Origin of the sequence: Moorena sp. SIO4E2, assembly GCF_010671945.1 — a bacterium.
In the GTDB taxonomy this organism is placed as follows: domain Bacteria; phylum Cyanobacteriota; class Cyanobacteriia; order Cyanobacteriales; family Coleofasciculaceae; genus Moorena; species Moorena producens.
In genome coordinates this window covers 1-20,132 of sequence record NZ_JAAHIE010000008.1, presented here as the reverse complement: position 1 = coordinate 20,132, position 20,132 = coordinate 1, and the positions used below count along the sequence as shown (strand labels likewise).

The window sequence follows — 20,132 nt, the reverse complement described above, 5'->3', positions numbered from 1 at the left end:
TAGGTTTTCAGTAGTGAGATCACTTTAAAAGCCGAGTATAACCGCTCAAAGCTGAGTATACCAAGGTTAATCGGTAAATTTCCCCCTGATTTAGCCCTGGCTATAATCGACTTGTTGGTTAGATCCCTGATAACTCAAACAGGAGCGACAAACTATGTCAGACCTCAATCGTGGCATCATGAAGTTTAAAGGAGCTGATAGCCCCACAGCCGTTGTTATTTCAGCAATTCTGGTTTTGGGCAGTATCAGCGTTCTGATCTGGTGGGCATTGCACAACGCTTACACCATTGGCTAATTCCGGTCGATTTCCTTAAAAAATTGACAATTCCTAAAAGCTGTGCTAACATTTATAAATGTGAGCTAAAAGGGTCGGTGCCCGAGTGGTTAATGGGGGCGGACTGTAAATCCGTTGGCTATGCCTACGCTGGTTCAAATCCAGCCCGGCCCACCACAATGGTTTGGGATATAACCTAAATATGCTTTTGATAAGTCAGCATGAAATTTGCTGGTTGCTATTATTGTTTAATTACAATAGCTGGTTGGCAGGTCGGTAAATCAAAAGCGAAATTATAGTGTTGGCAGATTAGGTTTTGCCACAGTACAATAGGCTAAATCAAACCAATAATGTAAATCTAATCATTTAAATCTAGCCCGTGTGGCTCAGTGGTAGAGCACACCCTTGGTAAGGGTGAGGTCACGAGTTCAATCCTCGTCACGGGCTTTTAAGCATAAATTTCCGAGTAGTTAGCAAATTGTACAGTATTGTACAGTGACTAATTATTGGTCACAAAGGCAAATACAGCACAATACCCTTCCATTCTGCTTGCTCACTACAATCGATCAGTAGTAGTAATTCATCAATTGCCTGTCGAATTGGCATTCGATCATTGACGACAAAGATGCCCGCCATCGACTCTCCTGAAACTAGTCGGTTGTAGGCAAAATCTGGCATCGTTGCACGATCATGAGTTATAAGGATACGTCCATTAATTGCTGCCCAAGCTAGAATCGCTGGATCATCTACTTCTCGCAAGCCAACATCTTGAATCCGTAGTAGGTCAAGATTGGGTTGACGCAAAAACAGCCCTCGAACAATGTCACCGTTGAAATTCTCATCGCTCAGCAAACTCAGCATAACCGTTTCTACTGATTCTGCTGAGATAGCAAACGGGTACGAATTAAGCTGAGATCAGGTTGGATACTAGACAAACGTTGCTGCACTGATTCAGCTAACTGCTCTCTCTGGTTTAAGTATGTTTCTACCGCATTTTGGTGTCGAAGGTAGTAGCCAATTGTATTGTAAACATCGGACAAAGATAGAGTCGAGTATCGATGCACAATAGACTCAGGGGATGCACCATCTTGAAACGCTCGAATAACAGTCTCTAGCAAAACCCTTGAATTTCCAACTCGAATCGCTCCGGTTTCATCTTCTCGCAGAGGTGGTGTCTCACGTTCCAAAACGAGGCTCATAGATTAACTTTCCTAAATCCAGTATCAAACCATCGTAACTTACCTCACAGCGCAATTGCTCAGTGAACTTAAAAACACTGTCTCAAAATTGGGCGTTGCTGAATATCGAAATGATTTAACTATAAAGGGGAATTTTATGATAATTTAAATAATAAATAAGAAGCCTAATTGATAAATGCAAGATTTTATTGATGCAATGCGCGAGTGTGGAGAGACCCCCAAGACCTTGCTGCATCGCTTGTTCAGATTTAGAGTAGCACAGAGTGCGTCGATGTAGTCTTGCTAAATAATGTCTCAATCTTGTATTTTCATTTTCTATGAAAGTCATATAAATTTTATTAACCCAAGTTGCTAGTTATGCAGATGCGATTTGACCGTAGGTCACGCTACGGGAACGCACGAGGGTGTTGAGCTTAACTAATGGTAACTAGAATTGAGGACTGATAACTGGTTAAACCTATTACAACAACAGCGAGTAATTGCTGTGATTCGAGCATCCTCGAAATCCCTAGGCGAGCAGATGGCTAAGACGGTAGCCACTGGGGGTATACGGTTAATTGAAATTACCTGGAATAGCGCTGATGCTCCTGAGCTGATTAGTCAGCTCCATAGAGAATTACCCAACTGTATCATTGGTACTGGCACGATCTTAAACCAATCTCAGTTACATCAGGCAATTGATGTTGGAGCGCAGTTTATCTTTAGTCCCCATGTAGATACAGCAGTTATTAAAGCAGCGGTAGCTGCTAACGTGCCAGTGGTTCCCGGAGCACTTTCTCCGACAGAAATTGTGACAGCTTGGGATGCTGGTGCTAGCTGTGTTAAGGTGTTTCCGATTCAGGCGGTCGGTGGTGTTAGTTACATCAAAGCTTTACTTGGGCCACTCGGTCACATCCCTTTAATCCCTACTGGTGGTGTTACCATAGACAATGCTCAGGAATTGATTAATATCGGAGCGATCGCTGTGGGTCTTTCTGGGAATTTGTTTCCTAAATCCCTGATTGATGAGGGGAATTGGAATGCGATCGCAAAACGAGCAAAACAGCTAAAGCAACGATTAGCCCCTGATTCTCTAAGTTGAGGCTATGATATGGGTGATTTGTTTGATTGACTGCTAAGGTTATATGTTTTTCCACTGGCTAAATCCGTTAAGAAGCTTGTTTGCCAGTTTCCCACTGATGCTAATCGCCTTGGCTGTCTGGACAACACCAGCGTTGACCAATCCTGTAAGTGAGCAAATCGCTACCAGAGTGATGGAACTGCAAGATTCAGAGGAACGCTGGATTGAGATAGACCTAACCAATCAAAGGCTGATTGCTTGGGAAGGTAGACAACCGGTTTATGCAATAATTGTCTCCACTGTTGACACTCCCCGCCCTGGAAGGACGGGGATTCTTGCTTCAACGGGGTGACTTGTTTAACCAGGCCGGAGCCAGGAAAAATAGAGGTCTCCACTCCACAAGCGTATTTGGTCTATGACCTAGGTTTCGGTGTGCCCCACCGTACCTAATCTAGTTAACAAGTTAGATAAACTTTTTCTTGATCTTATGTTTTCGTAGATATCCAAATCGTTAGATTTGATTATGCAATAAGCTGATCTCTTAGCTTATTTTTTACATTATCTACTTATTTTAAGATCATGTTTATCTAGAACATTATTTTTTTTCGCTAGGCTTTTATTTTAACACGATGCGAAAAAAACGTCAAGTCTTAATTTCACAAAAAGCTGTCCTATAAGGACGGGGCGCGATTACCCAAATTTTTTGGTAAAGATTCAACACCTACCCATCCTGGTACATTCACTATTCAATCCAAGCGTCGCAAGGACAGAATGCGTGGTGCAGATTACGATCTGGCTAATGTACCTTATGCCATGTATTACCACCGGGGCTATGCTATCCATGGGGCATACTGGCATCGTAAGTTTGGTACTCCAGTAAGTCATGGCTGTGTCAATGTAGCTGTGGATCATGCTGAGTGGTTATTTGATTGGGCNATAAATGTTGGGAATTAGTTTATGCTTTGATGCGTTTAAGTCGTCATAAGCTCGATAATTATTTACGAGGTATGAGAGCTATGAAGCTTATACAGTCTACTTTTTAGCTCTCATGTCGCCCCCCCAGCAAACTAGTTCCTCAAAGTCATCAAAATCTATCTCAGTCTTTAGTTCAATCAATGAGTGTTCTGACACAGCCTGTTCCAGGATATTTTTAGGTAAGGAAAAGTAATTTGCACTTTTCAGGAGAGTTGTCAAGGTCGATATCAATTTAGTTTCCCTCTCACTCTTCTGATCTGGAGTCAGTTCCTTGATCGACTTGGTGTCAGCATCAGGATTAAAGGGAGCAAAGTTATCCTTTAAATTCTCCAGGGTTTCATGGAAGTTAAAATGATAATAGGCTGACAGAATTTCGCAAAAATCCCGAAACTTCTGGGAGTTGGTAGGGTCAAGTTTTCCATCTTCAAGACAAAGTTCGATCAAATCGGTTCGACGGTAAGGGATAAAGGCTTCCCGGTCTTGATATATAGCCATCATTGTCCCACTAAATTGCTGTATAGTTCACGTTAAAATTATGTTGGTTAGAGAATGAGCACCGGTTAACGAACAAATTGACTGGAGCTATAGTTATTGAGTTACCAGCCAATCCTGGAAAGCTAACAACTCACCAGGACTAAAATTAAAATTTTTTTCTAATCAATCAATGGTCTAAGCTAGAAGCTTCCGAAAAGTTGTTCAGCCTTAGGATTGGAATTGTCTAGGATTGCTTAAATGATGAGTAACTACTATCATCAAAATAACCCACAACCGCCAGACCAGGTTAGTCTGGGTTAGGTTATTATCTAACCACCTAAGCTGTTTCCAACTTTTAGATTGGGAAGTTATTTCAGAATTGATATAATTAATTTGTTTATTTTTGTTAAGTTGAACCAACATTAATTGCTGGCTCGGTTTTTTTATTGTGATCATGTTGCTACAAACTTACCCTTTCCCCCTAACCATAATCAGGTATGACTACACTAGCCAAGTCGGCTTAGTGGGGATGAGGGGGAAAGGTCGATCTGGATTTAAGTTATTAATTTATAGTAGAACCAAGGGTAACCAGCTTAAACAGCAAGAACAAAAATCTTAAAAAAGCTTAATACCCGGTATTGATTGACAAATGACCAGGATTATGCATAGAGGACAAAGAAGCGATCGCAATTTCTGATCGCAATTCCTGAGACAGTGAGCGCTCACTACCTTATTAGTTACAATAATTCAAGCAAATTAACAATAAATAATTCGATAAGATCAAGCATTGACAGCAATTTCTAAATCATTACTGGCAATGCTATCCACATATCTGAGGGACTGGAGTAGTAATCGATTTCATCCACGCGATAGCGACAATCTTTAGCTAGCTGAAGCGGCTTAAACAAGTTTAAACAAACTGAAAAAAATCTTAAGACGTCTCAATAATTGTAAGCTATCAGCTATCAGCTATCAGCTCTCAGTTATTAGCTATTAGCATATGCTTATATCAGGTTCGGATAATTAGTTATAAAAAACTTTATCCCTTGAAACCTTACTCCTTTACTTCTGCCATTCCCCTCCTGGGAGGGGTTAGGGGTGGGTGCCAAATGCCAAATGCCTTGCTTTCGCCCCTAGTATAAGTATTCAAGCGGACATGATATTACTAATAATTTGCTAATACCGAGCCCGGTTAACTTCTTATAATTTTTGGCTTTTCGTGACTTGAAAGTTAACAATTTTCAATTTTCAATTTTCAAGTCATGAAAAGCCATGGGTTCTACAGTATTATAAGTGATTAACCGGACTTGGGATCAGGTCTTAGAATTTGAAAGTAGTTCTAAGAGCACCAATCACGACATCCTCGTTATCACTGTCTCCAAAGGGAGCAGCAATCCAGATTAATCCGGGAGTAATCGAGATATTATCATTTACCTGATACTTGTAGAAGCCTTCAACATGAATGGCGGTATCATCATCACCACCAACATAAGGCTCAGAACCGGCAACTATACCAAGTAAGTTACCTTCTTTGCCAAAGTCTGGTAATGCCAGTCCTAGACCGTAGTACCAAATCTCAGCATCACCGTTGCCACCAGAAGCTTGTTCAGCATCGGTGTAGCCGCCATAGGCATTAATTACTAAATTGGGAGAGAATTGAAAAGAGGCTTCTACGCCGTAGGAGTTAGTGTTTGCTGTGACATCTCCTCCATCACCAAAGGGTGCCCTGGCGTTTTCAGTTCCAACACCCGTATCAAAGATAGCGTTGCCATCATCAAAGTCATTGAAGTAGGCACGAACGTAAGTGAAGGCTAACTGAAAGCTGTCGCTAGGGGAAAATGTCAGCTGACCTAAGGCAGAAAACTCACCGTTGAATAAACCCTGACCTTCAGAGGGGTCAAAGGAATTGCCACCAAAGTAACCTGCACTCAATACTACGGCATCGGCGAGGCTAAAGTTGATGCCTAGTCCACCACCTGCGCCTAAACCAATTTTATAGATGGGGCTCGATTCAGCATAGCTGGAAAGAACACCGCTAGCGCCAGTGAAGTCATCCAGGTAGGGGCTGATGGTGGGGACAAAATCTTGCCAAAGGGGAAAGGCAGCTGGCAGATAGACATCAATATTATCCCCAATCGGGAAGTAGTAGGCTAGCCAACCAATACCCAGGTCGTTGCCGCTGTCAAAGCTGTAAGTAAAGGCACCTTGGTCTGTGCCATCAAAGGTAGCTGCATTACCGGCATCCAGACGGGTGTAGAGGGCATCTTTACCGGTGAAGCTGGAGACAAACGCTAAACGTACCCGGTCTTGGAACACGACTTGGTTGTCACTGTCTTCACCAAAGGCGTTGGCAATAGAGAAGACCACTTCCCCTTCTAGCTTGGTGGTGGTAGAAAACTGATGGTCTTCTAAAAATGCCACCCGTCCTTCTAAGTTATCCACTCGTGCACCGAGAGTAGCCAATTCTGATTCAAACTCCTGAATCAGCCGTTGCAGGGTTTCTAAGTCCTCACGAGTGATAAAATCGGCGGTAGACGCAGCAATTAAACGCTCAATCTGGTTCAAGCAAGCATTTAAACCAGCGGCAAATTCATACCGGGTTGTTGCGCGATTCCCGCGAAAGGTGCGATTGGGATATCCTGCAATACAACCGTAGCGCTCTACCAAACTCCGTAGCGCTTCATAAGCCCAGTCTCCAGGAGATACATCACGCAGTTGGGAAACACTGGTGACTTGACCCATGGAAGCTGACTCTTGTTTACTCTGTTTGATCAGTTTATCAACTGACACCTGCTTTGATTGTGCAGGCATTTGCCCCAGGTTTACTGGGTCAAGGTTTGGTGAAACCTCTTGTGCGATCGCGACCTTGGATGCTGCCCATTGGGATACCAACATCAATGGACTCATCAGTAACATCGCGCGTAATTGTTTATTCATTGTTCTCACTCACACCTGTCATCAGTCTAATGGATGAAAGTAACAAACCTCTGACCAGGTGTTTGTAGTCCTTGATACAAAATATTACTTATATAGTTGACTGTTGATGGTACGCTGTCAGGACTTAGGCTCAACTGCGCACGAAACCCTATAAGTAATAGGAATTCTTTACTTGTAAGCATTCAGCCGTCAGCTATCAGCTAATGGGTTTGGTCCGATGCGTCGAAGCTTGTGCCACCAGCTAGAAGCCTGTGCTACCAGCACCCCCGATTCTTGTTTACGACCGTTGATTAGCTGACTGCTGACGGCTGATAGCTGATAGCTTACCTTTACTTAACCCTTGTCGCAGAAGGTGCGACCTGTGGCGAATTTAATTCTTAATGGGTCAATCGCACCTGAGGTTTTCAGATTTTATCTTGGCAAACTAATGACAAACTCGGCTCCCTGACCTGGTTCTGAAGCCACCTCAATTTTTCCTCGATGCTGGGTAATAATTTGGTAGGTAATGGCGAGTCCCAAGCCAGTTCCCTGGCCTGGGTCTTTGGTAGTGAAAAATGGGTCAAATATCCGGTCTTTAATGGCTGCGGCAATCCCAGGGCCATTGTCAGCGATTCGGATAACTACCCAGTTTTGATCAACTAGCTCCGTTTGAATCCGAATGGTGAAGACTGGGGATGGGCAAGATTCGACACTCTTGTGTTCTATAGCCTTGTGTTCTGTAGCATCCTGTTCTATGGCATCAAGGGCATTTTCCAAGATACTCAAAAATACCTGATTCAGTTGAGCTGGGTAGCAATCCACCACAGGTAAATCCCCATACTGCTTGATCACCTCAATCCCTGGCTTGAGGCGGTTGCTGAGCAGAACGAGGGTATTGTCAATTCCTTCATGGATGTTAACCGGTTTGATCTCGGCTTCATCCAATCGGGAAAAATTCCTCATCGAAAGCACAATTTCACGAATGCGCTCAGCTCCGCCTTTCATGGAAGCGATGATTTTAGGCAAGTCTTGGGCCAAAAATTCCAGATCAATCTCTTCGAGCCGATTTTTAATCTCTGGGTCAGGGTTGGGATAATACTGCTGATAGAGTTCCACCAGAGAGAGTAAATCCTCAATATAATCGCTGGCAAAGAACAGATTGCCGTAGATAAAGTTAATCGGATTGTTCATTTCATGGGCAATACCAGCAACCATAGTACCCAAACTGGACATTTTTTCGTTTTGAATCAGCTGGATTTCCGTTTGCTGGAGTTCCTGGGTGTAGTCAGCCATACCGTGAATCAGCTGATTGAGAGAAGTGGCTAACACACCCACTTCATCTCGGGTCGTGACTGGTGCTTGCAGGGTAAAGTTAGACTCCTGTTTGACCTGTTCGGTGATCTCAGTCAGGCTTTTGATTCGCTGTGCGATCGCATTACTGGTATGAATAGCTAATAGGATTGCGATCGCAACTGAGGCGATCATACTGCTGACAATGATCCCAAAGCACAACTGATCAGCACGGTTAAGGGCGCTCAACCCTTGCTGCTGTTTGACTTGAGCTGCTCTAATCAGCTGGTCTGACTGCTCAAAAAAGCGTTCTAGGGCAGTGGTTAATTCAGGATTGTTCTGTGGCAACAGTTGCCTTTGGGCAAGTTTAAGCTGATCATCAGGTGCGCTTTCCGGCAACAGGGATTGAATGAGAGTGTTGTAGGAATCAATAATTATCCTGTAGGTCTTGAGTAAATCCAGTAAATGATTGGTATTTGTTTTAGAACAGGTATCAAACTCTCTGACAAACCGTTGCGCTTCCAACAGCAGTTGCTGAGCTTGGTCAATTTTCTCTTGAAGCGGCTGTAGGTCTTCCAAGGGCACAGCAACAGGAGGTGCGACCCGTGATGGCGAGGGATTGCTCGCCATCACGGAAAGCGCACCTAAGTAGGGATAGGAACGTAGGTCTAAAATCGCGATTTGTAAATTCTTCAGCAGATGTTCTTGTTTTTGGGCACGAGTGAGTTCAGCTAGTGCTGACTTTTGGTAATGCTGGCCAATCCCTAATCCAGTCGTTGTTCCCAAAATGGCCAAACCAATGGAGAGTGCATAGCCAACAAAAACTTTCTGCCGAATGCTCGCACTGGCTAGGAATTGATTGATCCAGTTGATTCTGGATGCCCCTGAGTTCGGGTGACATCCAGTGTGACATCCTTGGAAATCCTCCCCTGACAAAGCTTAAATCTCGCCAAATGTTAGCGCATGAGTCGTTAGTGTTTATTAATACATCAACCTTATGGTCAATCTGTACACTGAGTTACAAGACAATAGGTTACAAGACAACCGTAAGTTTAGAAGTTGAGCAATAAAGCTTGAATAGATGATGCCTAATGGCGGCAATATTATATTTTTAGGCAAAAATAGGCTTTTTTCGAGGTTATTGAACCATAGTAACCGGTCCTGGCTTCGCCTGCTCTCTCTTGCTTTTGTAAAGGAGGTTTTGCTTATCCAGGCTGTAAAGAGTTCATTAACAGAATGTGAATAGATAGTGCTCAGCATGGGTAGATCTGATTCAAAAAAATGTTAAAAAATGTTAAAAAATGTCAAGTTTTCATGAACTGATCGAAAGTTTAGCTTTTTTGTATCCTAATTAACAGTTTACTTGCAATCCTAGGTCTAATATCACACCCTAGCTTCGCAATTTTTTCAATGAGGCTACGCCTAAATTTGGTAGAGGATTGTACGAAAGTATGGTAAGTGGATTAGGACGACGTAAATTTCTGCTTTATAGCTCAGCGGCATTGGGAACTAGTCTTCTGTTGAAGGCTTGCTCCACAGCCACCGAGAGTTCAGATGCTAGTGGTGAAGACACGATCAAAGTGGGTATTCTCCACTCCCTGACCGGTACTATGGCAATTAGTGAGACCACTGTGGTGGAAGCTGAAAAGCTTGCCATCAAGGAGATTAATGAAGCCGGGGGGGTATTAGGCAAGAAAATTGTGCCTATTGTTGAGGATGGTGCGTCTGACTGGCCAACCTTTGCTGAGAAAGCTGCCAAACTGATTGATAAGGATCAAGTTGTTACTATTTTTGGTTGCTGGACATCGGCTAGCCGTAAGGCTGTGCTACCAGTGTTTGAATCCAAAGACCATATGCTTTGGTATCCTGTGCAGTACGAAGGGCAGGAGTGTTCCAAGAATATTTTCTACACAGGTGCTGCACCAAATCAGCAGATTGAGCCAGCGGTAAAGTGGTTGCTGGAAAACAAGGGCAAAAAGTTTTTCTTAGTGGGCTCGGATTATGTTTTCCCTCGCACCGCTAACACAATTATTAAGGAGCAACTCAAAGCCCTTGGTGGAGAGACCGTGGGCGAGGATTACCTTCCCCTTGGTAATACAGAAGTTACCCCGATCATTTCTAAGATTAAAGCCGCCCTACCAAATGGTGGCGTAATCTTCAACAGTCTCAACGGGGATAGTAACGTCGCCTTCTTTAAACAACTCAAGGGTGCTGGACTCACTCCAGACAAATATCCCACGATGTCGGTGAGTATTGCAGAAGAGGAAGTCAGGCAGATTGGTCCAGAATTTCTAATTGGTCACTACGCCGCCTGGAACTACTTCCAATCTGTTGATAGCCTCGACAATAAGCAGTTTGTGGAAGCCTTCAAAGCCGAGTATGGCGAAGACCGGGTAACCAACGACCCCATGGAAGCGGCTTACATTATGGTTTACCTATGGAAGCAGGCGGTAGAGCAAGCTGGAACTACTGACCTAGAGCCTGTGCGCAAAGCTGCTATCGGTCAAAAATTTGGCGCACCAGAAGGAGCAGTAGAGATGTATCCAAATCATCACATTTCTAAGACAGTGCGCATTGGTGAAATCCAAGCCGATGGTCAGTTCAAAATTGTCTCATCCACACCTAAACCCGTTCCTCCCATCCCCTGGAATCAATATGTAGCAGAAACGAAAGGGTATGGGTGTGACTGGAGCGATCCCAATAAGGGAGGGAAGTACAAAAAGGAGAAAGCATAAGTGATCAAGGATGAATTATGACCTATGAAGTAAACTACAGGCGCGACCCAAGGCCGGGTTCCCCGGCCATTGGAAAGCGCGCCTTAAGGCATTTAAAATTGAGTTTTGTTAGTTGAGTATTGAGTGCTTACTATAAACTTCAAAAACATAAAAATCAAGTAGTTTTCACCATTCATAATTCATCCTTCATAATTCATCCTTCATAATTCATCCTTCATAATTCATCCTTCATAATTCATATTTAATTCAATTGTGCTGCCACTTTTAGAAGGAATTTTTAACGGGATTAGTATTGGCTCCGTGCTACTGATCGCTGCCCTAGGACTAGCTGTTGTCTTTGGACTGATGGGCGTGATTAATCTTGCTCATGGCGAGTTAATGATGTTGGGCGCTTATACAACGTATGTTGTCCAAAATACCTTTAAAGCCTTTTTTGGCGATTCGTTGTTTAATGTCTACATCTTATTTGCCCTGCCCATGGCTTTTCTGGTGGCAGCGTTGGTAGGACTGGTATTGGAGAGGGGGGTCATTCGTTATCTATATGGGCGACCCTTGGAAACCCTTCTCGCTACTTGGGGGGTAAGTTTGATATTGCGGCAGTTTGTCCGCAGTGTAAATTGGGTATTGGTGATTGGAATTGCGGTATTTTGCCTGCTGTTTTTTGGGTCAAGGTGGGTTCTCAGCCGTCGTTTAGATTGGCAGAGAATTCGCAATTGGACGATGGCTTTGATGGTATTCTTATCTCTAGGAATTGCGATCGTAACTGGGGTGTTGTTAGGACAAACGGGTCAACGGGGAATTACTCGACCTTGGTTTAGTGCCAGAAATGTAGACGTGACTGCACCGGCATGGCTTCAAGGGGGATTTCCGATTGGTAACTTCCAATTGCCCTATGCCCGGATCTTTATCATTATTTTGACGATTATTTGTCTATTGGGTACCTACTGGTTCTTAAATCGCTCCAGTTGGGGATTACGAATTAGAGCTGTTACCCAAAATCGCAGTATGAGTGCTTGCTTAGGTATCCCTACACAAAAGGTAGATGCGTTAACATTTGCCCTAGGTTCTGGTTTAGCTGGTGTAGCAGGTTGTGCGATTACATTACTAGGTTCTGTCGGTCCCAATACTGGTCAAAATTATATCGTCGATACCTTTATGGTGGTGGTGGTTGGCGGTGTCGGAAACTTATTCGGAAGCATAATAGCCGCCCTAGCAATTGGTACACTTACCTATATTATTGGTTCGGGAAGCATAGCCTTTATGTTGATGCCAGTAGAGTTTCTTAAACCGGTAACGGACTTCTTTACCTTCTTTGCGACCACCAGTATGGCAAAAGTTATGGTCTTCGCTTTAATTATTACTTTTTTACAAGTGAGACCTTCAGGAATATTCCCACAAAAAGGACGCACGGCGGAATTATAGCGTTTTCAACATTTATGAGGTACAGTCAATTTTATTCCCCCGATTCCCTATTCCCGATTCCCTACTCCCGATTCCCTACTCCCGATTCCCTACTCCCGATTCCCTGTTCCCTACTCCCTTTGCTAAAGTACCTCACCAAATTGATAAATGCTATAGTTGCTATTTTCAGAAATTATGACCTATGTATCTAGAACACAAGCCATTAAAAAGCAGCGGCGACGAAAGTTAATTATAGAAATAGTAGCAATCGTAGGAATTGCTCTAGTTTTCGGGTTATTAATGCCAGTGATTTTGCCGGATTTTCGCCTCAAGCTGTTGGGGCGTTTTTTGTCATTATCTATTGTCGCGATTGGGATTGACCTGATTTGGGGGTATACCGGACTGCTGAGTCTAGGACATGGTATATTTTTTGCGTTGGGGGGCTATGCCTTTGCTATGCACCTCAAACTGCAATTACCAGAAGGAGAAATACCGGAATTCTTTACCCTCTATGGTGTAAAGGAACTGCCATTCTTCTGGCAACCATTTTATTCCTTTCCTTTTACCCTAATTGCTATTGTTTTAATTCCCAGTATCGTGGCTGGATTGCTGGGTTATCTGGTATTTCGTAACCGGATTAAAGGGGTTTATTTCTCGATTTTAACCCAAGCCGCACTGCTGGTTTTATTCAATTTTTTCAATGGACAGCAAAAGCTAATTAATGGTACTAATGGGTTAAAAACTGATACAGAAACCCTGTTTGGGATGTTAGTAAGTTCCAAACAAGCTCAGTTAGCTTTCTACGAAATTAGTATCCTGTGTGTGGTTCTGATCTACTTATTGTGCCGTTGGTTAACCAGTGGACGTTTTGGTCGGTTGTTAATTGCCATACGGGATGATGAGAATCGGGTGCGTTTCTCTGGCTACGATCCTACCGGATTCAAAGTCCTGGTATTTGCGGTTTCTGGGGGAATCGCTGGAGTGGCTGGAGCCCTTTATACGGTACAATCAGGGATTGTTACCCCCAGCTATATGGAAGTAGCGTTTTCCATTGAGATGGTGATTTGGGTGGCTGTGGGAGGACGAGGAACTCTAGTCGGAGCAATTCTGGGTACTTTATTAGTCCGACTAGGTCAAACCTTGTTGAGTGAGCAATTTCCCGAAGTTTGGCTATTTTTCCAGGGCGCGCTGTTCCTAATTGTAGTGACAGTACTGCCTAATGGTATTGTCGGCTGGTTGCGAGACGAGGGAATTGAACAAATGCGATCGCTTTTTGGTACCGAAAAACCAGTGATAACAACTTATCCCAGCCTAGAAAAAGACCCACTAGTCCAACGGGAAAAAGAAGAGATTGGTCATTAAGCTGGTCTTGATTTCCATTGCATGGTTATTACAGCAAGGGAGTAGGGAGCAGGGAGCATTCAGCCGTCAGCTGTCAGCTGTCAGCCGTGAGCTAAAAGCTCACGCTACGCGAACAGCTTAAAATAAACCCAGCGTAGCGTGCGCCGATACGCAAACGAGAGAATTTTATACGAGATTCATGAGATATTGAAAGTCTGGGGAAAAGCCCATCTAAGCATATGCTGATAGCTGATAGCTGATAGCTGATAGCTGATAGCTGATAGCTTACAACTTCTAAAGTCATTAACCATTAGCAAACTACAAATGAACTCAAAAATTCTTGAAATTGATAACCTAACGGTAAGTTTTGATGGCTTCAAAGCAATTAACCAGTTTAACTTTAGTATGGATGCTGGGGAATTGCGAGTGATGATTGGTCCTAATGGTGCTGGGAAAACTACGTTTCTGGATGTAGTGACTGGGAAAGTACAGCCAACGGAGGGACGGGTGTTGTTTAAGGGAGAGGATTTGCGAGGCTTATCTGAACACCAAATCTCTCGCTTCGGCATTGGTCGAAAATTTCAGACACCACGAGTCTACCTAAATCTAACGGTTCGAGAAAACTTAGATTTAGCCTGCAATCGTGATAAGAATGTGTTTTCCACCCTGTTTGGACGTACATTACCCGGGGAAAAACGGACAGTAGCAGGTTTGCTGCACACCATTGGTTTAGTGGAAAAAGCGAATTTACTGGCGGAGTTACTCTCCCATGGAGAAAAACAGCGGTTAGAAATTGGGATGTTAGTGGCTCAGTCTCCGGATTTATTACTAGTAGATGAACCGGTGGCTGGTTTAACGGATGAAGAGACAGAAAATGTCGGAGATTTGCTGTTAGCTCTAGCCAAGAGTCATTCCATTATTGTGATTGAACACGATATGGAATTTGTGCGCCAGATTGCTAGTCAAGTAACCGTATTACATCAGGGGTCAGTGTTGTGTGAAGGCACAATGGATCAAGTCCAAAATGACCCCCGCGTGATTGAAGTGTATTTAGGACAAAAGCCATCGATTACAGCGGAGCAAATGAAAATGCTACGGATTGTGTCTGCTATGGCTTGGTCTGATGGTAATATGGCACCAGAAGAAATTGATGTGATGATATCTCGCTTTAGCGAAGTGTTTGCTACAGATGCAGAACAAAAGCAACAATTGCAACAAGAGTTACAGAATTATTTAGCACTTAATGTTTCCATCGAAGAGTTGACTACTGAAATAGAAACTATTGAAGAACGAAAACTAATCGTGAAGCTGGCTTATGAAGTGATTAAATCAAGTTCCCGTACACCTAGCGAACCAAAGATTAACGATGCTGAAGCAGCGGCTTACCAAAACTTGGTGCAGCTGTTGGATCTGCCAGCAGAAGTGGTAAAAAGCTTGGAAGCAGAAGTAGGAGAAGGGTAAAGGGTAAAGTGTTATAGCATTTAAGGCAATAGGTAATAGGCAAGAGGCAATAGGCAAGAGGAACCCACCCCTAACCCCTCCCAGGAGGGGAAGGCAAGAGGCAATAGGCAAGAGGCAAGAGGCAATAGGCAAGAGGAACCCACCCCTAACCCCTCCCAGGAGGGGAAGGCAAGAGGCAAGAAGCAAGAGGCAAGAGGCAATAGGCAATAGGCAATAGGCAATAGGCAAGAGTTAATCTACTATATCGGGATTTTTGCGATTCCCGATTCCCGATTCCCGATTCCCGATTTCCGATTCTAAATTCTAAATTCTAAATTCTAAATTCTAAATTCTAAATTCTAAATTCTAAATTCTAAATTCTAAATTCTAAATTCTAACTTCTAACTTCTAAAAAACTCTTATGCTGCAAATTTCCAATTTAAATGTCTACTACGGTGAAAGCCACATTCTCAGAAATGTAGATTTGAATGTACCAGCAGGACAAATGGTTTGCCTGATTGGACGGAATGGTGTGGGCAAAACTACTCTACTCAAAACGATTATGGGATTACTCAAACCCCGCACTGGCACCATTACCTTTGCTGGTCAACCGCTGACCAAACTATCGACGGATAAACGAGCCAGATTAGGGATTGGCTATGTGCCCCAAGGGCGGGAGATTATCCCTCGGGTAACGGTGAAAGAGAATTTGTTGCTGGGTTTAGAAGCACGTCGAGGGGGTAGAAAGGCTGAAGACGACATCCTAGACAGTATCTTTGAGCTGTTTCCAGTCTTAAAATCAATGTTGTCCCGGATGGGTGGTGACTTGAGTGGTGGACAACAGCAACAATTAGCGATCGCACGGGCATTAATGGGACGTCCTCAGTTATTAGTGTTAGACGAGCCCACGGAAGGGATTCAACCGTCGATTATTTTAGAAATTGAAGCAGCTGTGCGGCGGATTATTAAAACCACTGGGATTTCCGTGCTCTTAGTGGAGCAGCATCTACATTTTGTCCGACAAGCTGACCGCTACTATGCCATGCAGAAGGGTGGAATTGTGGCATCAGGGGCGACTAGTGAACTGAGCCAGGATGTGATTCAGCAATTCTTAGCGGTTTGAATCGGCGTAAGCATTCAGCTATCAGCTATCAGCATTCAGCTTAAAATAAAATTGAAAGTCTGGGGAAAACCCTTGGCCTTGGCCAAAGGCCACGCTACTTGAGATGCTTTGTGGCACAGGCTTAATGGATGTAACGTAACTCAGATTAAACTTTTGCTTACCTGTTCCCTTGCTGCATCGCTTATTCAAAAGCTGTTCGCAAAGTACCTCAATTAGCGCATAAGCTGATAGCTGATAGCTGATAGCTTAATGCTTACTTATATGGAATATACTACAATACTACTGTATTGGATTATAACTTATGTCTAACAATCCTTATTACAATCTTAGTGTTGATGACCAAACGATCATCATCAAGATTGATAAGACAGCAATTGATTATCAGCAACTGACCCAACTCCTCAACTATCTTGAACTCAAGTCAATCAGCCAGCGCAGTCAACTTACAGAAGAGGTGGCGGCTGAATTAGCTAATGAGATTGACTCTACGGTTTGGTCTAAGGTGAAATCTAAACTTGATAAGTAGTAAATTGTGATTGGACAAAACCAACCAGTTATAGTTGATACCAACATTTTGTTCTCAGCATTACTCAGAGACAAATCTCGTTTTAGTGAGTTACTACTCGACTCAAATTATGGCGTTGCTTAATAATGGAATGATTTTAAGAGTCAGGTGGAATGGGCATCAGACGTGGAACTGGCATCTTGTGTAGAACTGGCATCTTGCCAGTTTCCTCCTTATTTTCGGGCGGGCAGGATGCCCACTCTACTCCTATTCATTCAAAGACTGACGCAACGCCCAAATTATAACTTTTTTATCTGTGAGCAGGTGTTGATAGCAGGAAGTTCAGCCACGGTTTAACTCACGCTCTAGATCGTCAAAGTCAACAGCAAAGACATCAATTTGTTCCCGGGCTAGGGCGGCAAGAAAGTCCCTACGGTTTAACCCAGCGACGGAGGCTGCTTTTTCCATCGAGATTTCCCGCTTTTGATACCAGTAGATAGCAGCAGCAAGCCGCATTTCCTGCACAAATTCTTCTGGGGGAAGGCGACGGGCACTAAAAACGTCTTCAGGTAAGTTAATTGTGACTTCTGACATTAGTTATATGCTAAAATTTGGTATTCTTGAAAGGGTGCATCTCATTTTTGCCGTTTGGATGGTGCGTTACGGGAGGGATTATCCTAACACTACAATCATCGCTCCCCCGTCCCTAACGCACCCTACGAACTTGATAAGTATAGCAGTTTTTATTTTAATGAGGTACATAGGATTTTTTACCTCTTGCCTCTTGCCTTCCCCTCCTGGGAGGGGTTAGGGGTGGGTTCCTCTTGCCTCTTGCCTCTTGCCTCTTGCCTTTTACCTGCTCCCTGCTCCCGTCTTGATGCAGTCGCTCATGGGGGAAACCCCCAAGACCGCGCTGCATCGCTGCTCCCTACTCCCTGTTTCTTAAAAAAAATTGTACCTCACCTAATTTAAAACCGCTATAATTTATTTAAAACCGCTATAATTTCTAATTAATAAGTGATAAAAATGGCTGTACCAAAACATATTGTTTATAGAATAAGAGAAGCAAAAGAGAAGCAGCTTAAACAGTTAGATTTAAGCAGGGCTTTGGTTTCGTACGATGGTGAACAGTTAACTGAAATCCTAACTGAAGTTTTTAATTTACCACAGTTGGAAGTATTGAATTTAAGCTTTAATGACTTAACAACAGTCCCAGAATCCATTGGAAACCTAACTAACTTAACCCAGCTTAATTTAACAGGTAATAAATTAACGACAGTCCCAGAATCCATCGGAAACCTAACTAACTTAACCCAATTTAATGTAACAGGTAATAAATTAACAACAGTCCCAGAATCCATCGGAAACCTAACTAACTTAACCCAGCTTAATTTAAAATATAATAAATTAACAACAGTCCCAGAATCCATCGGAAACCTAACTAACTTAACCCAGTTAGATTTTGGTAAAAATCAATTAATAACAGTCCCAAAATCTATCACTAAACTTACCAAATTAACCCAGCTTGATTTAAGCGATAATCAATTAACAACAGTTCCAGAATCCATCGGAAAGCTAACTAACTTAACCCAGCTTGATTTGGGCAGTAATAAATTAATAACAGTCCCAAAGTCAATCAGTAGGCTTACCAAATTAAACCAGCTTAATTTAAGCGATAATCAATTAACAACAGTCCCAGAATCCATCGGAAACCTATCTAGGTTAACCGAGCTTAATTTAAGCGATAATAAATTAACAACAGTCCCAGAATCCCTCACCAAGCTTACCAACTTAAACCTGCTTGATTTAAGCGATAATAAATTAACAACAGTCCCAGAATCCCTCACCAAGCTTACCAACTTAACCGAGCTTGATTTAAGCGATAATAAATTAAAAACAGTCCCAGACTCCATCACCAAGCTTACCAAATTAACCCAGCTTGATTTAAGCGGAAATCCCCTTGAAACTCCACCAATAGAAATTGCAGAAGATGGTATTGAAGCAATCAGAGCTTATTTCCGACAACTGCTGAAAGAAGGAAAAGATTATATCTATGAAGCAAAACTCCTGATTGTCGGTGAACCAGGTGCTGGAAAAACAACACTAGCCAAAAAGATAGAAAACCCAGACTATCAACTACAGAAAAACGAAAAATCTACAGAAGGAATTGACATTATCCAATGGTAATTTCCACTGGATAACGGTCGAGAATTTCGGGTTAATATCTGGGACTTTGGGGGACAAGAAATTTATCACGCCACCCATCAATTCTTCCTGACCAAACGTTCCCTTTACACCCTAGTAGCAGATACCAGGAAAGAAGACACAGACTTCCAGTACTGGCTTAATATAGTAGAACTATTAAGCGACAACAGTCCTCTCTTAATTATCAAGAACGAGAAACAAGATCGTCATAGAGAAATAAACGAGTGCGCCTTACGGGGACAGTTTACCAATCTGAAAGAAACCCTAGCAACCAACCTAGCGACTAACCGAGGTTTAGAGGATATTCTTACCCAAATTAAATTTGATATTAGCAACCTCCCCCACATCAAGGAAGCAGCTTTACCTAGAACATGGAAACAAGTCCGAGAAGCTTTAGAAGAAGATAGCCGTAATCACATCAGTCTGGAGGAATATCTAAGGATCTGCTCAAAAAATGGGTTTACTTTATACAAGGATAAATTACAGTTAAGCGGGTACCTACACGATCTGGGAGTGTGTTTGCATTTTCAAGATGACCCTCTGTTAAAGAAAACGGTGATTCTCAAACCGGAATGGGGTACTGATGCTGTATATAAAGTGCTGGAGAACGATGACGTTAGTCGCAATCTAGGTTGCTTTAACCGCGCTGATTTAGAAAAAATTTGGTCGGAAGAAAAATATGCTTATATGCAGGATGAACTGCTACAATTGATGATCAAGTTTCAACTTTGCTATCTAATCCCTGGGAGGAAAGATAGCTACATCGCGCCACAACTACTAACGTTAAATCAACCTAAGTATGATTGGGATGAATCTGACAATCTAATTCTCCGCTATACCTATGAATTCATGCCGAAAGGTATTATTACTCGGTTTATTGTAGTAATGCATAAGTGGATTTACCAGCAGCAATATGTGTGGAAAAGTGGTGTTATTTTAAACAAAGATAACACCAAAGCAGAAGTAATTGAATCTTACGAACAGCCAGAAATTAAAATTAGAGTTACTGGTAGACATAAACGAGACTGGTTGACTATTGTTACTAACGAACTAGATAAGATCCATGAGTCTTATAACCGATTGAGGTGTAGTAAGTTAATCCCCTGTAATTGTTCTACTTGTAAAAACAGTCAAAATCCTCATTTCTATGAATTTGATAAATTAAGAGAGCGGATTGCTTATGGTGAGCATACG

General features: G+C 42.7%; 22 protein-coding genes, 2 tRNA genes and 2 pseudogenes. 18 read left to right on the top strand and 8 right to left on the bottom strand.

Translation table 11 applies throughout. From position 1 onward, the window contains the following. Window positions 1–154 precede the first annotated feature (154 nt). From F6K37_RS01860 to F6K37_RS01850, 3 genes are all read left to right on the top strand, one after another. Window positions 155–295, top strand: a complete 141-nt coding sequence (locus F6K37_RS01860; protein WP_168166531.1) for a hypothetical protein — start codon at window positions 155–157, stop codon at window positions 293–295. A 71-nt stretch (window positions 296–366) separates the two neighbouring features. Next, window positions 367–451: transfer RNA gene (locus F6K37_RS01855), tRNA-Tyr, on the top strand. A gap of 198 nt (window positions 452–649) precedes the next feature. Beyond that, window positions 650–721, top strand: a tRNA-Thr gene (locus F6K37_RS01850). A gap of 63 nt (window positions 722–784) precedes the next feature. Here the strand turns inward: F6K37_RS01850 and F6K37_RS01845 are convergent. From F6K37_RS01845 to F6K37_RS01835, 3 genes and pseudogenes are all read right to left on the bottom strand, one after another. Further along, on the bottom strand, window positions 785–1,135 hold the full coding sequence (locus tag F6K37_RS01845) for a DUF5615 family PIN-like protein (RefSeq protein ID WP_287247787.1): 351 nt from the start codon (window positions 1,133–1,135) through the stop codon (window positions 785–787). An 8-nt stretch (window positions 1,136–1,143) separates the two neighbouring features. Beyond that, window positions 1,144–1,473: a DUF433 domain-containing protein gene (locus tag F6K37_RS01840; RefSeq protein ID WP_071105970.1), complete on the bottom strand. Its 330-nt coding sequence runs from the start codon at window positions 1,471–1,473 to the stop codon at window positions 1,144–1,146. A gap of 115 nt (window positions 1,474–1,588) precedes the next feature. Further along, window positions 1,589–1,816: pseudogene (locus F6K37_RS01835) on the bottom strand (IS1 family transposase); the annotation flags it as partial. 90 nt (window positions 1,817–1,906) lie between these two features. Here F6K37_RS01835 and F6K37_RS01830 point away from each other — a divergent pair. The 3 genes and pseudogenes from F6K37_RS01830 to F6K37_RS01820 form a co-directional block, all read left to right on the top strand. Further along, window positions 1,907–2,554 (top strand): bifunctional 4-hydroxy-2-oxoglutarate aldolase/2-dehydro-3-deoxy-phosphogluconate aldolase, encoded by a 648-nt coding sequence (locus F6K37_RS01830; protein WP_287247783.1) that lies wholly within the window; start codon window positions 1,907–1,909, stop codon window positions 2,552–2,554. A gap of 97 nt (window positions 2,555–2,651) precedes the next feature. Next, window positions 2,652–2,885, top strand: coding sequence for a L,D-transpeptidase (locus F6K37_RS01825; protein ID WP_131827226.1), 234 nt, complete (start codon window positions 2,652–2,654; stop codon window positions 2,883–2,885). Between the two features lie 353 nt (window positions 2,886–3,238). After that, window positions 3,239–3,487: pseudogene (locus F6K37_RS01820) on the top strand (L,D-transpeptidase); the annotation flags it as partial. A gap of 78 nt (window positions 3,488–3,565) precedes the next feature. On the opposite strand, the gene F6K37_RS01810 reads toward F6K37_RS01820, so the two are convergent. From F6K37_RS01810 to F6K37_RS01800, 3 genes are all read right to left on the bottom strand, one after another. Then, window positions 3,566–4,006 (bottom strand): hypothetical protein, encoded by a 441-nt coding sequence (locus F6K37_RS01810; RefSeq protein ID WP_287247847.1) that lies wholly within the window; start codon window positions 4,004–4,006, stop codon window positions 3,566–3,568. A 1,296-nt stretch (window positions 4,007–5,302) separates the two neighbouring features. Beyond that, the gene (locus F6K37_RS01805; RefSeq protein WP_287247781.1) at window positions 5,303–6,919 is read right to left on the bottom strand and encodes an iron uptake porin; all 1,617 of its coding nucleotides are present in this window, start codon (window positions 6,917–6,919) and stop codon (window positions 5,303–5,305) included. Between the two features lie 411 nt (window positions 6,920–7,330). Further along, on the bottom strand, window positions 7,331–9,124 hold the full coding sequence (locus F6K37_RS01800; RefSeq protein ID WP_008188598.1) for a sensor histidine kinase: 1,794 nt from the start codon (window positions 9,122–9,124) through the stop codon (window positions 7,331–7,333). A 515-nt stretch (window positions 9,125–9,639) separates the two neighbouring features. On the opposite strand from F6K37_RS01800, the gene urtA reads away from it, so the two are divergent. From urtA to urtD, 6 genes are all read left to right on the top strand, one after another. Beyond that, entirely contained in the window at window positions 9,640–10,923 is a 1,284-nt protein-coding gene (urtA, locus tag F6K37_RS01795) for an urea ABC transporter substrate-binding protein (RefSeq protein WP_287247778.1), read from the top strand. A 252-nt stretch (window positions 10,924–11,175) separates the two neighbouring features. Beyond that, on the top strand, window positions 11,176–12,345 hold the full coding sequence (locus tag F6K37_RS01790; RefSeq protein WP_287247777.1) for an ABC transporter permease subunit: 1,170 nt from the start codon (window positions 11,176–11,178) through the stop codon (window positions 12,343–12,345). A 14-nt stretch (window positions 12,346–12,359) separates the two neighbouring features. After that, window positions 12,360–12,536 (top strand): hypothetical protein, encoded by a 177-nt coding sequence (locus F6K37_RS01785; protein ID WP_287247775.1) that lies wholly within the window; start codon window positions 12,360–12,362, stop codon window positions 12,534–12,536. Beyond that, the gene (gene urtC / locus F6K37_RS01780; RefSeq protein WP_287247773.1) at window positions 12,520–13,686 is read left to right on the top strand and encodes an urea ABC transporter permease subunit UrtC; all 1,167 of its coding nucleotides are present in this window, start codon (window positions 12,520–12,522) and stop codon (window positions 13,684–13,686) included. The genes F6K37_RS01785 and urtC overlap by 17 nt, the downstream gene beginning before the upstream one ends. Further along, the gene (locus F6K37_RS01775) at window positions 13,676–13,807 is read left to right on the top strand and encodes a hypothetical protein (protein WP_267872103.1); all 132 of its coding nucleotides are present in this window, start codon (window positions 13,676–13,678) and stop codon (window positions 13,805–13,807) included. Before urtC ends, F6K37_RS01775 begins: the two co-directional genes overlap by 11 nt. Window positions 13,808–13,989: 182 nt before the next feature. Beyond that, complete coding sequence (urtD, locus tag F6K37_RS45305; RefSeq protein ID WP_502887724.1) at window positions 13,990–15,126, top strand: urea ABC transporter ATP-binding protein UrtD; 1,137 nt, start codon at window positions 13,990–13,992, stop codon at window positions 15,124–15,126. A 20-nt stretch (window positions 15,127–15,146) separates the two neighbouring features. On the opposite strand, the gene F6K37_RS01765 is transcribed toward urtD, so the two are convergent. Beyond that, the gene (locus F6K37_RS01765; protein ID WP_287247770.1) at window positions 15,147–15,347 is read right to left on the bottom strand and encodes a hypothetical protein; all 201 of its coding nucleotides are present in this window, start codon (window positions 15,345–15,347) and stop codon (window positions 15,147–15,149) included. A gap of 179 nt (window positions 15,348–15,526) precedes the next feature. Between F6K37_RS01765 and urtE the strand changes: the two genes are divergently transcribed. The 3 genes from urtE (at window position 15,527) to F6K37_RS01750 (ending at window position 17,090) form a co-directional block, all read left to right on the top strand. Next, entirely contained in the window at window positions 15,527–16,228 is a 702-nt protein-coding gene (gene urtE / locus F6K37_RS01760; protein WP_287247768.1) for an urea ABC transporter ATP-binding subunit UrtE, read from the top strand. Window positions 16,229–16,529: 301 nt separating this feature from the next. Then, the gene (locus tag F6K37_RS01755; RefSeq protein WP_287247766.1) at window positions 16,530–16,754 is read left to right on the top strand and encodes a hypothetical protein; all 225 of its coding nucleotides are present in this window, start codon (window positions 16,530–16,532) and stop codon (window positions 16,752–16,754) included. A 147-nt stretch (window positions 16,755–16,901) separates the two neighbouring features. Further along, window positions 16,902–17,090: a hypothetical protein gene (locus F6K37_RS01750; protein ID WP_287247764.1), complete on the top strand. Its 189-nt coding sequence runs from the start codon at window positions 16,902–16,904 to the stop codon at window positions 17,088–17,090. Here F6K37_RS01750 and F6K37_RS01745 read toward each other — a convergent pair. Then, window positions 17,076–17,327: a UPF0175 family protein gene (locus F6K37_RS01745; protein WP_071104102.1), complete on the bottom strand. Its 252-nt coding sequence runs from the start codon at window positions 17,325–17,327 to the stop codon at window positions 17,076–17,078. The genes F6K37_RS01750 and F6K37_RS01745 overlap by 15 nt on opposite strands. Before the next feature lie 183 nt (window positions 17,328–17,510). Between F6K37_RS01745 and F6K37_RS01740 the strand changes: the two genes are divergently transcribed. The 3 genes from F6K37_RS01740 to F6K37_RS01730 form a co-directional block, all read left to right on the top strand. Continuing rightward, window positions 17,511–17,705 carry a hypothetical protein gene (locus F6K37_RS01740; protein WP_287247761.1) on the top strand — a complete coding sequence of 65 codons (195 nt, stop codon included), beginning with the start codon at window positions 17,511–17,513 and terminating at the stop codon, window positions 17,703–17,705. A 54-nt stretch (window positions 17,706–17,759) separates the two neighbouring features. After that, entirely contained in the window at window positions 17,760–18,920 is a 1,161-nt protein-coding gene (locus tag F6K37_RS01735) for a leucine-rich repeat domain-containing protein (protein ID WP_287247759.1), read from the top strand. Window positions 18,921–18,926: 6 nt separating this feature from the next. Continuing rightward, window positions 18,927–20,132, top strand: a 1,206-nt coding sequence (locus F6K37_RS01730; protein ID WP_287247841.1) for a COR domain-containing protein, incomplete at its 3' end; no start/stop codon positions are given.

Excerpts from the sequence above, each read along its gene's own strand:
- F6K37_RS01745 (WP_071104102.1), bottom strand. The coding sequence starts at position 17,327 with ATGTCAGAAGTCACAATTAACTTACCTGAAGACGTTTTTAGTGCCCGT.
- F6K37_RS01785 (WP_287247775.1), top strand. The coding sequence starts at position 12,360 with ATGAGGTACAGTCAATTTTATTCCCCCGATTCCCTATTCCCGATTCCC.
- F6K37_RS01840 (WP_071105970.1), bottom strand. The coding sequence starts at position 1,473 with ATGAGCCTCGTTTTGGAACGTGAGACACCACCTCTGCGAGAAGATGAA.
- urtA (WP_287247778.1), top strand. The coding sequence starts at position 9,640 with ATGGTAAGTGGATTAGGACGACGTAAATTTCTGCTTTATAGCTCAGCG.
- F6K37_RS01860 (WP_168166531.1), top strand. The coding sequence starts at position 155 with ATGTCAGACCTCAATCGTGGCATCATGAAGTTTAAAGGAGCTGATAGC.
- urtC (WP_287247773.1), top strand. The coding sequence starts at position 12,520 with ATGACCTATGTATCTAGAACACAAGCCATTAAAAAGCAGCGGCGACGA.
- F6K37_RS01810 (WP_287247847.1), bottom strand. The coding sequence starts at position 4,006 with ATGATGGCTATATATCAAGACCGGGAAGCCTTTATCCCTTACCGTCGA.
- urtE (WP_287247768.1), top strand. The coding sequence starts at position 15,527 with ATGCTGCAAATTTCCAATTTAAATGTCTACTACGGTGAAAGCCACATT.
- F6K37_RS01755 (WP_287247766.1), top strand. The coding sequence starts at position 16,530 with ATGTCTAACAATCCTTATTACAATCTTAGTGTTGATGACCAAACGATC.
- F6K37_RS01735 (WP_287247759.1), top strand. The coding sequence starts at position 17,760 with ATGGCTGTACCAAAACATATTGTTTATAGAATAAGAGAAGCAAAAGAG.
- urtD (WP_502887724.1), top strand. The coding sequence starts at position 13,990 with ATGAACTCAAAAATTCTTGAAATTGATAACCTAACGGTAAGTTTTGAT.
- F6K37_RS01845 (WP_287247787.1), bottom strand. The coding sequence starts at position 1,135 with ATGCTGAGTTTGCTGAGCGATGAGAATTTCAACGGTGACATTGTTCGA.
- F6K37_RS01825 (WP_131827226.1), top strand. The coding sequence starts at position 2,652 with ATGCTAATCGCCTTGGCTGTCTGGACAACACCAGCGTTGACCAATCCT.
- F6K37_RS01805 (WP_287247781.1), bottom strand. The coding sequence starts at position 6,919 with ATGAATAAACAATTACGCGCGATGTTACTGATGAGTCCATTGATGTTG.